The 8,723-nt window shown below is 49.0% G+C and carries 10 protein-coding genes; 6 read left to right on the top strand and 4 right to left on the bottom strand.

The genetic code is table 11. The features are described from left to right. The 4 genes from NDA01_RS26135 to NDA01_RS26120 form a co-directional block, all read right to left on the bottom strand. A partial coding sequence (locus tag NDA01_RS26135; protein WP_348230284.1) for a hypothetical protein occupies positions 1-2,955 on the bottom strand: 2,955 nt, incomplete at its 3' end. After that, a complete protein-coding gene (locus NDA01_RS26130) occupies positions 2,952-3,500 on the bottom strand; it encodes a hypothetical protein (protein WP_348230283.1) in 549 nt (182 codons plus the stop codon). The genes NDA01_RS26135 and NDA01_RS26130, both read right to left, overlap by 4 nt. Positions 3,501-4,319: 819 nt before the next feature. Next, positions 4,320-4,715, bottom strand: coding sequence for a hypothetical protein (locus tag NDA01_RS26125; protein ID WP_348230282.1), 396 nt, complete (start codon positions 4,713-4,715; stop codon positions 4,320-4,322). Between the two features lie 27 nt (positions 4,716-4,742). Continuing rightward, the gene (locus NDA01_RS26120) at positions 4,743-4,901 is read right to left on the bottom strand and encodes a plasmid partition protein ParG (protein WP_348230285.1); all 159 of its coding nucleotides are present in this window, start codon (positions 4,899-4,901) and stop codon (positions 4,743-4,745) included. A 246-nt stretch (positions 4,902-5,147) separates the two neighbouring features. Between NDA01_RS26120 and NDA01_RS26115 the strand changes: the two genes are divergently transcribed. The 6 genes from NDA01_RS26115 (at position 5,148) to NDA01_RS26090 (ending at position 8,702) form a co-directional block, all read left to right on the top strand. Next, positions 5,148-6,167, top strand: a complete 1,020-nt coding sequence (locus NDA01_RS26115) for a ParM/StbA family protein (RefSeq protein ID WP_348230281.1) — start codon at positions 5,148-5,150, stop codon at positions 6,165-6,167. Between the two features lie 8 nt (positions 6,168-6,175). Then, the gene (locus NDA01_RS26110) at positions 6,176-6,442 is read left to right on the top strand and encodes a hypothetical protein (protein WP_348230280.1); all 267 of its coding nucleotides are present in this window, start codon (positions 6,176-6,178) and stop codon (positions 6,440-6,442) included. A 77-nt stretch (positions 6,443-6,519) separates the two neighbouring features. After that, positions 6,520-6,843, top strand: coding sequence for a Rho GTPase-activating protein (locus NDA01_RS26105; protein WP_348230279.1), 324 nt, complete (start codon positions 6,520-6,522; stop codon positions 6,841-6,843). Between the two features lie 2 nt (positions 6,844-6,845). After that, positions 6,846-7,478: a hypothetical protein gene (locus tag NDA01_RS26100; RefSeq protein WP_348230278.1), complete on the top strand. Its 633-nt coding sequence runs from the start codon at positions 6,846-6,848 to the stop codon at positions 7,476-7,478. Between the two features lie 52 nt (positions 7,479-7,530). Then, positions 7,531-7,938, top strand: coding sequence for a hypothetical protein (locus NDA01_RS26095; protein ID WP_348230277.1), 408 nt, complete (start codon positions 7,531-7,533; stop codon positions 7,936-7,938). Further along, the gene (locus NDA01_RS26090; protein ID WP_348230276.1) at positions 7,935-8,702 is read left to right on the top strand and encodes a hypothetical protein; all 768 of its coding nucleotides are present in this window, start codon (positions 7,935-7,937) and stop codon (positions 8,700-8,702) included. The genes NDA01_RS26095 and NDA01_RS26090 overlap by 4 nt, the downstream gene beginning before the upstream one ends. The last annotated feature ends 21 nt before the right edge of the window (positions 8,703-8,723 follow it).

The following is an 8,723-nucleotide window of genomic DNA, read 5'->3' as shown; positions in this document are numbered from 1 at the left end:
CCCTGGCAATTTATCCTCTAGCAGGCGCTTCTGAGCCTTTCGGCGTTCATCCTCCGTGCTGTTGTTACTCTCCAGAATGGTGAGTGCATGAGAAACAGTGATATCAAATGTCTCTGCTGCTGCCCATTTCTGGGCTTCTAATAAGTCAAGCTCTTCCCGGACTTCGCGCCGCAGTTGGGCATAGTGCTTCGATTTTCCACATTCAACCTGAATTACTGTTCTGCCAGTTTTGCGCCAGTATTCCAGCAATCGCTCCTTCATGTTGGCTCTAGCACCGTTAGTGCGAGCTTGGAACTTGGCCCAATGCTTCAGCCAGAATTTATCAGGGGATTCGGAATCTGGACTTAATAATTGAATCAGTTTGTGCTGAGCTTCAGTATTGTCATCCTTGGCTAGTGCCTCAGCTAGATTCACAAGCCTGCTCAATTGTTCTTTGTTTTTGTACAAATCTTTGAGCAGTGTTGCAGGATTGAGCGATCGCCCGCCCTCATCAGATGCTGCATATTCCTTGACGTAGCCAAACCAAGGAATTGGCAGCCGATAGCGACTCGGCAGTTGGATTTGCGATCGCGTTTCTAAATAAACAAAGTGAAAGGCTAGCTGCTTGAAATAAGGAATAGTGATATCGATACCTGATTCAGCGCTAGGGGAAAGCAGGAGCAGGGTGGGCTTTTGAGAAGCGATCGCAGCATTTGGATCTCGCATGAAATCCTTAATCTCATCAGTTTCTGAGGTTTTGCTGTCTACCCGGATAATGCGCTGTGGAGGTAGTAGCCCAGCCTGTTCCAGTTTTAGGACTACACCCTCTACTTCCTCCACCCATTTTTGGGTATCTGATACCCCAATGATGGGTTCTCCCTTGGCGAGGAACGAGCAAATTTCTTCTAGTGTCATCGAAGGGGAATCAAAAACCCTTGCCCCCCCTTTTTCTGGAGGTAAATATGGAATCCAGGAGTTGACAACTAGGTGTAGAGGAACCTCACGTCCAATTGTCTCTAGCAAGAAATCAATGGGTAAATCTGTTAGGTTGGCTTCCCCCCCAACGATGAAGCCGCCACGATCAACTATCTCCCTCAATAGCTCCTGGAGATGCAGTTGAATGTGCCCAATATGCTTGTCGTCAATCGTCCCCCCTTGGAGAAGATGCTTAAATCCCGCGTCAATCTCATCTAGAAATACCAAGGGGTGAGGACCTAGTTTTGAAATGTCAATTTTGAGCAGGCTGTCAAAACATAAGCTCTTTGAGCTCGCAGTATTAAGCGCTCTGGTATCGGTGAAGCCTTTATGCTTGAATACCGAAATGTGCTGAATCTTCAGTTTTTCACCGCTCTGTAGCAGCAGCAGATTACGTGAGCCGATTGAGACTATTTTTCCACTTGGATACTTCTGGCGGTACTGCTCTGCAAGTCGCTTGAATAAAGTTGTTTTACCTGTTCCACAAAGCCCAGATACCAGGAAAACTGACCCCTCTTCTGGAAGATCAAATTCCCCCATATAAGGCTGATTCAGTTCTACAGTTGGTTTGTAGGTGAGACTGTTAAGCGATCGCTGGATGCGGTCAATCTTTTCACGATAGGTCGTCGCCTTGCGTTGTTTCTCCGCTTCCTGGTCCTGCTTCCATTGCTCTCGCTGTGCCTCAACAAAAGCATCGTATTCTGCCTGGTTTAACCTACCTTGTCGGGCAGGTGGCTGTCCTAGCTCGTTAGAAATTTCAACGCCAACCTTGGCAGCCAAACGTTTGCAGAACTCGATGAACTCACGACCATGCAGCGATCGCCCTTGTTTGCCGTACCAAATGAGTTGCAAGTACTGAATTGCGCTCTGACTACCCTGTTGGGAAGCATGACAAGTCCATGCCCCAGAGCGAGCATTGACCTTAAAGGCAGTTCCACTACTATTGGTGGCTGACCAAGGGGATTTACCAACCAGCTCGCCGCCAATTTGCTTGAAGTCGTGTTGATACTCATTAAATATCTGCTCTAGAGGAAGCTGTTCTAGAGCAGGGGCTAACGTATCGTTTAGAAGCTTCTCCCAAGGATTTTCGGATGCACTAAGAGATTGCGATCGCTGCTCTGTGTAAGTGCGGCTCTGCTGGATAGGAAACAATAAGCTTTCAGGCAGTTGGAAAGCATCACTGGGGGTCGATAGTGGGCTGATGTCCCGACCGATGCGAGCGAAGGCAGTTGTGGATTTGTACTTCTGCCAGCGAGTTTTAGTGAAAGGGTGAGAGTAAGGCCAAGATTCACTTAGGGCTTGCTGGAAAGTATCAATGGGCGTTGCACCATCATTTGCCACCAATAAAGCAACTTCACCCCAAGACCCATCCTTACGCCGCCTTGGGAACCCAGGCAGACGCATTTGACGGTGAAGAGTGGTTACTGAGAAGTCACTACCTAGCCAAGCGCAGTATTGGGTGACTAAATCTAACCACTGTTCAGCTTGTACTGGTACCTTCAGTCGATTGTGTAAGTGAAGAGACTTCCCTCCACTGTGAATCACTGCTGTAGGTTGAATGTTAGTTGCTGATACGAATTGAGCTAGGTTGTCCCATTGTTCAGGCTCGCTACGCTCATCATCCTCGGCAAAGATATCAGTCGAGGAGACGAAAGCCTCATTGGAGATGCCGCCTACAAGGTAGTTTGCCTTATAGAAGATTTCATCACCCTGCTTAGCTCGTCGAAGCAAATAAGCATAGCCATCCTGCCAAAACTTCCCAGAGGCTTCCCACTGTTTTCTGCCGTTGGCATCCTTTCCGGTGCAAACGTACTCGTGCAGGCTTAGTCCATCCGTTGTGACAAAGCCTTGGTAGTAAATTGTCTGATTAACAGATACCTGGACTTCACGCCCTGGCTCATAGCTCATTACCTGCCAAAAACGCAGTAGAGCTTCACGTCCTGTGAGGTATGTCTGACCTTGAATTAGCAAAGGAATTGGAGAGCGGGTAGAGGTATTCATGCTTCACCTCCAACCAAGTACTCCATCAGATGTTCTACAGCGGAATGAATTAATTGAGTTTCAATGGGAATGCCATCGTCATCAAGCTTCCAATCGAGCTTGCTCAGTTTTGGAAGGACTTGCTGAAGTTCGTTCAGGTGGAACTGAATTGGATAATCCCAACTCCGGATGCCTTGACTGACTGTGATGTAGAAACGATTGGGGGCGATCGCCAACTCTGCCAGAACTGGCTTGATGCCTAGCACTGGGAGTTCCGCTTCTAGCGCGATCGCTTCTAAAGGCAGTAGGGCTAATTGAACGGGTGAGCTTCCTCGTTCCCAATCCTTGAATTGCTGTTTATATGCTGACGGGGCAAGACTAGTTCGGCGAGCTTCCTTGCATATCTGTACGAAATCAGTGCCGAAGGGGAGCGATCGCAGGCGATCGAAAGATTTGATGAGTTCAGTTTGAAATTGAGTCTTGTCTAGGGACTTGCGAGACTCAATACGTTGCAATGAGCCGAAAGCCTGTGCCACAATGGGCTCAGGAAAATAATATTTCATCATGGGTCGTCGTTACGGGATGGGTAACGGCGGCCCTCTGCTTTTTCTAACTACGCTCTTAAGCTTTTTTTGCTCACTAACCCCAGGGGGGTGTTAACGTTAAATTGAAATCTTTGTTTACGGTTGGTGCTTCGAGTTCTGCAAATCGACGGCAAATCGATTTAGCTTTTGAGAGCGTTTAGCTTAAAAGGGCAGCGGAAAGGCGGAGGGCCAGCCTTTTTTTATGCAATTGCAGATGACTCTGAATTGCGAAGGTGTTCTTGAACAAGTTTCTGTACAAGATCATTGCGGGTGATGTTTTGCTGTTCGGCTTGCTCCTTTAGTTTTTGTAAGTCGTTTACTCTGAATCGAAATCCTACAGCCTTTGTCTTTTCCATACGTTGATACCGCTTTTTTACTTATCTACTGGTGCACTTATCCTGATGATGCCCTAGAGCTTCTTGGCTTTGACCCATTTTTTCAATAAAAACAGTGTATTTGCCCAAGTCTGGTTTTATTTTTCCCATAATTTCGGTAATTTTCTGGCTGTGTAGTGTTAGGTGAATGATTTTTCCCTTAAGACATGTTGATTACCTCTATTTCTACCTGTGAGGACTACGCTTTCTCTTGTGGTCCCGCGATCGCCGCAGATTCCATCATTCTGGGACTCCCAGCGATTTTGCTCTAGGGTTGTCCTAGCCATCAGTTTTCCTCCTCACTTCTGCTGTTTTGATGCTGCTATCGTTTCATAGTGCTCTATATACATCAGTAAGAGTTGGTTGCCTGAATCGGATGTGCCCCACTATAGATCACGATCGCTTGAACGCTATAGATCACCTACTTTTAGCTTCCGTTACTACCAGCATCGCCACGCTGCTCTTGGAGATACTCCCAAATCCGGTGGTTTTCCACTTGCAGTCCCCGTACAAAGGCACGGTCAGTGGCAGCCTCCGCACTATTCCTATCAATTGATTGAAGTAGAGCGTCAACTAGCCCTGTCAAGTTGTGCTGGTCTTCCCTGAGATGGTCAAGCTGAGCTTGGCTGTTTTCTTGTCTTTGTCTCAATTGCTCAAGCTGGCTTTGACTCACTTCTTGACGCTGCCTGAGTTGATCAAGGGCTAGAAAAATAGATTCAGTTCTGGCATCAATGCCTTGAAACCGATTGACAACCTGCTCAGAAATAGTTGTAAGTCGTTCAAGCCGTCGGTCAATGTCATCAAGTCGTTGGTCTGTTGTCATAGTTTTTTCCTAAATTGCGATCGCCTCTTATCGCCCTTGCCGTTTTTGCGCAGGGGGGTTTTCGTTCTTTTGAAGCCATTGCTCTATCAATTCTCCCAACACGTCACTCATGTCTCGCCCTTGGAGGGCGCAGGTCGCCTTGAATCTTGCCCTGATGGACTCAGGAACTCGACCCCTGACAAACACTTGATTTTCTTTTTCTTCCACAAGCTAACAAAGTCATATTCATTTGGCTTTATTGTCGCATTGCCATAAAAATCTTTTTTAATTGTGCCACATTGTCATTGTGTCATTGTGCTATTGTGTTCGCAAGAAAAGCTTTTTAGGGACACCCAACGAACACAGGTTAGATAGCTCCTCGACCACCCAAAAACGGCACGAAGCTAAGAACAGACAAGAACTCAACCTACTTTTTCTAGGAAATTTCAACTTATGACTACAAGCCTCGTAGCATCCAGTTTGCGTACATCCCAAGAACAGCCAGTGGCGATCGAACTGAAACGCCCTGTGGTCGTCTTCGACGGTGGTAATCGCACCCTGCAATGGATTGATCCAGCCAATAAACCCCGCACAATTCCCGCATTTATCAAGCAAATTGACCCTACCTGGGAGGAAGCAACCCCCGACGAGCACAGCGTCGTCATCAGTTCAGGAAATGAGCATTTCTGCCTCGGTGCGGTGGCACGGGATATGAAAGGTACCCCAGTATTTCAGGACAACAAATGTGAACTAGCTAAGAAGTTGGTACTAGCCGCGATCGAACCCAACCCCGGCTCCACGGCTGTCACCATCGGACGATTGGTGATTGCTCTACCAAATAGTCGTAACAAAGCAGATGTATCCGAGCTTAAAAAGATTGAGGGTACTCACCAGTTCACCCGCAATGGGCAACGCATCACAGCAGTTGTGCATGAGGTGAAGCCAATTGACGAGACGCAGGCAGCTTACAAATACGCGATGAAGCGTGAGATCTTCCGCAGCCGTCGCAACTCCAACGGGGTTCTAGACCTAGGAGGCGGAACGGGTATTGCTCGTCTCTACAGCGCGGGTGGTTCTTTGATTCGCGAGGCTGACGCAGTACTCCCTGGCACCTATGACCTCGCCCGACGCATTGCTGCCCGAATCAATTCACAACTCTCTACCAGTCCCGACTTAAGTCAAATCATGGACGGCATTGAGCGAGGTGATTTTGAGCTTGGTACTAGCGGCTTCTGCTTTCAAGAAGCATTTAACAAGGCCCGTGAAGATTGGCTGGCAGACATCCGAGGCGAGCTAAAAACTCGCTGGAATCAGTGGACAAGCGAGATTGGTGAAGTACTCATCATTGGTGGCAGTGCTTGCTTGGCTGAGCCGTTAGAAGAAGCCACCAAAGGGCGTTTTAAGATTGCTCGTCATCCCCAAATTTCCAACTTCTCACAACTGATTTCGTTGCTAGGAATGGCAAGCGTATAGGGGGAACGATGACAAGCCGAATTGTTTTAGACACAGACACGCGGGCAATCGTTGACCAAATCCAGGGCATCACAAAAGCCAGCAGTCCATCCCACGCGATCGCCTTGATAGTCAGCCGCTATGCAAAGCACCTGCTGGGCACCTGGGAGCTTGATCCAGTCCGCTACCCTGACCCTAGCCTGAATGATTTCGCTTTGAGTGCATCTACCTTCATTGAGCCTGTAACTGCGCCCGCGCCTGACAATTTCAGGTTTGATGAACCGATTGAACTGTAAAGCCAGCCTCAACTTCCTAGGGCCAAGGCTGGCTCCATCCACTGTCCACATACCCGAACAACGGACTTAACCTCATCATGACAAAACCTACGACTTATTACGTTCAAACTCCTGAGATTGATGACCTTTCGCGGTGTTTTGGCTCTCAACTAGAGGAGCTTACCCGCGAGGATAAGCTGGGCCTTCGGATGCTACTGGGTACCTATCTCTACTTGAAAGAGGTAGAGGAAGAGTGGACACTCGACGCAGTTGTAACTGAGACTCCACTGCATGAACCCAGCGAAGAACTAGAAGAAGTAATCGACATTCTAGAGACGATTCCCCCCGACGCGGCAGAAGGCTTGATAGAAGCCTTGACTGCCCAGCTCCGCCACGGCAACGCACGACGGGGAGGGCACTAATCATGGTGGTTTGGAGCTATATCGAAGAACGAATTAATCGCTTTAACAAAGCCAAGACAGAACGCGATCGCGATGATCTCCTCTACCGAATTGGCAGTCATGCTGATGTGCTGGATTTGGAGGATGTCCGAATCATCCGAGACAACGACGGGGGATTACATCCAGAGCAGCGTTTCGAGGTTTTGCAATGGATGATTTACTCCGCCAATGCTGAGGTTGAGGGCAACTTAATTTTCCTGATTTTTGGTCAGCAGCAATTGCAGGAGTGGTATCAGCGAGCCAAGTCTGCTTACCCCGATTTCGAGATGATGCTAGGCGCTCGCACTGCCCTTGGGACTGAGGATTATCTCGAACTCTCGCTCCACTTTCAACCTCAGGAAGGAGCGCCGCAAATTAACCCGGAACTGGATTTCCCTTGGAAGCCGTTTTGGGATGCTGGTGAGCAATTCTGGGGTCACTTCCCTGAGAACTGCTCTAACGAGTTTGAGTTCATCTTGCACTGCTACCCGCGACAAGCTTCATTCACAGTTCCTCACTTTGAGATGGAAGATTGGGAGCTTGAGCTGGAGGATGACCCCGACTTGTTCTTAATTCGTGACCTCTTGAGACTGCCTGAGCTGAGTCAGGCCTACTAGTTGTGCAATGGCTGGTGGTGAGATCGCCAGCCCTACTTAAGCCTCAAACCCTATGAACATCAGCTCTGGAAAGATAGTCAGCTTTGCCAGCCTGGGTGGGCTTGTCGTCATCGCCAGTTTTAGTGCCACCGATGCCGCCTTAAGACAGAGGGCTTGGCAAAAGGCACAGGAGCAAAAAGCTCAACTTGAATCCCAAGCCGACTTAGAGCAAACCAAGGCTGAGCAAGCCAAAGCGATCGCCCAAGCTTACGAGCGCAATCAAATCGCCAATGTAGAAGCGCTCATCATCCGGGATTACACCTTATCCGAGGTTCCCCCAGTTGTGGACTGGCAACATGTCACCGACCCCAGCCGCAAAACTCTCATCTACGACCAATACCGCCGCTGTATTGGCTCTGCCTTTAACGGGCAATTCAACTTCATCCAAACCGATAACCAAGCTTGTGAGGTAACTCCATGACGACAGAACGTACGAGCAAATACTCCAGCAGACATCGTCGCCGTCATCCCGGCAGTGCTGAACCCAGTCGAGGACGCGATCGCAGCATTGATTTAGGGTCCGTGGTGAACCGCATTCTTTACTGGGTTACATGGCTAATGACGCTACCCATCAGAGTCGTGTTGTGGCTAACTCAGCCCCCTGGCAGTGCCATTTTGTTCGGGCTGGCAGTGTTTTACTTTGTTGGCTTGAGTTGCGAGGGGTACTGGCAAGCGGCTGTATTGGATGCCCCTAGCTTCATCCTCAAGCCTTTTATCCAAGATGATGCCGCACCATTGCTAGTCATCACCGCCTTGCTGAGTCCCACGTTTTGGGTGGCATCCATTCTCAGCACCGTGATTCAGGCGATTCAAGCGACTGTGCTTCGCGACATTAGCCTAGCCCAAGCCCAGCGCGAGTATGAGGCAGTTAGGGACTATACGGTTCCTGACAAGCGACCTGATGCAGTTGATTTGGTCGAGTTTAAGCGGCGGCAACTGAAGCAGGCAGGCACCAAATCGCTCCGAGTGAAAGGGTTTGTTTGCCTGCTGGCCTATGCCATTGACTTCATTGTTTCCTTTAGCAATTTCCCTCTGTTTGGAACGGATGGTATCGGAGAATTGCTTCGCAACCTGACCTGGATTGCCCTGAGTATCTTCGGTGCTGAATGCGCGATCGCCCTGTTCTTGGATGCCCTAGATAAAGGCCGTGAGGCAGCGGCCCCCAAGGTCGAAGTAGTCGAATAAGCCTCAGTTGATGTTTAGCCC

The organism is Trichocoleus desertorum AS-A10 (genome assembly GCF_039962155.1).
Classification (GTDB): Bacteria; Cyanobacteriota; Cyanobacteriia; order FACHB-46; family FACHB-46; genus Trichocoleus.
Note: the sequence above shows the minus strand (reverse complement) of the source record. Positions and strands in the feature narration are given on the sequence as shown.

What these genes read in the sequence shown, in the direction of transcription:
- NDA01_RS26130 (WP_348230283.1), bottom strand. Translation starts at nt 3,500, where the DNA reads ATGATGAAATATTATTTTCCTGAGCCCATTGTGGCACAGGCTTTCGGC.
- NDA01_RS26125 (WP_348230282.1), bottom strand. Translation starts at nt 4,715, where the DNA reads ATGACAACAGACCAACGACTTGATGACATTGACCGACGGCTTGAACGA.
- NDA01_RS26115 (WP_348230281.1), top strand. Translation starts at nt 5,148, where the DNA reads ATGACTACAAGCCTCGTAGCATCCAGTTTGCGTACATCCCAAGAACAG.
- NDA01_RS26110 (WP_348230280.1), top strand. Translation starts at nt 6,176, where the DNA reads ATGACAAGCCGAATTGTTTTAGACACAGACACGCGGGCAATCGTTGAC.
- NDA01_RS26105 (WP_348230279.1), top strand. Translation starts at nt 6,520, where the DNA reads ATGACAAAACCTACGACTTATTACGTTCAAACTCCTGAGATTGATGAC.
- NDA01_RS26100 (WP_348230278.1), top strand. Translation starts at nt 6,846, where the DNA reads ATGGTGGTTTGGAGCTATATCGAAGAACGAATTAATCGCTTTAACAAA.
- NDA01_RS26095 (WP_348230277.1), top strand. Translation starts at nt 7,531, where the DNA reads ATGAACATCAGCTCTGGAAAGATAGTCAGCTTTGCCAGCCTGGGTGGG.
- NDA01_RS26090 (WP_348230276.1), top strand. Translation starts at nt 7,935, where the DNA reads ATGACGACAGAACGTACGAGCAAATACTCCAGCAGACATCGTCGCCGT.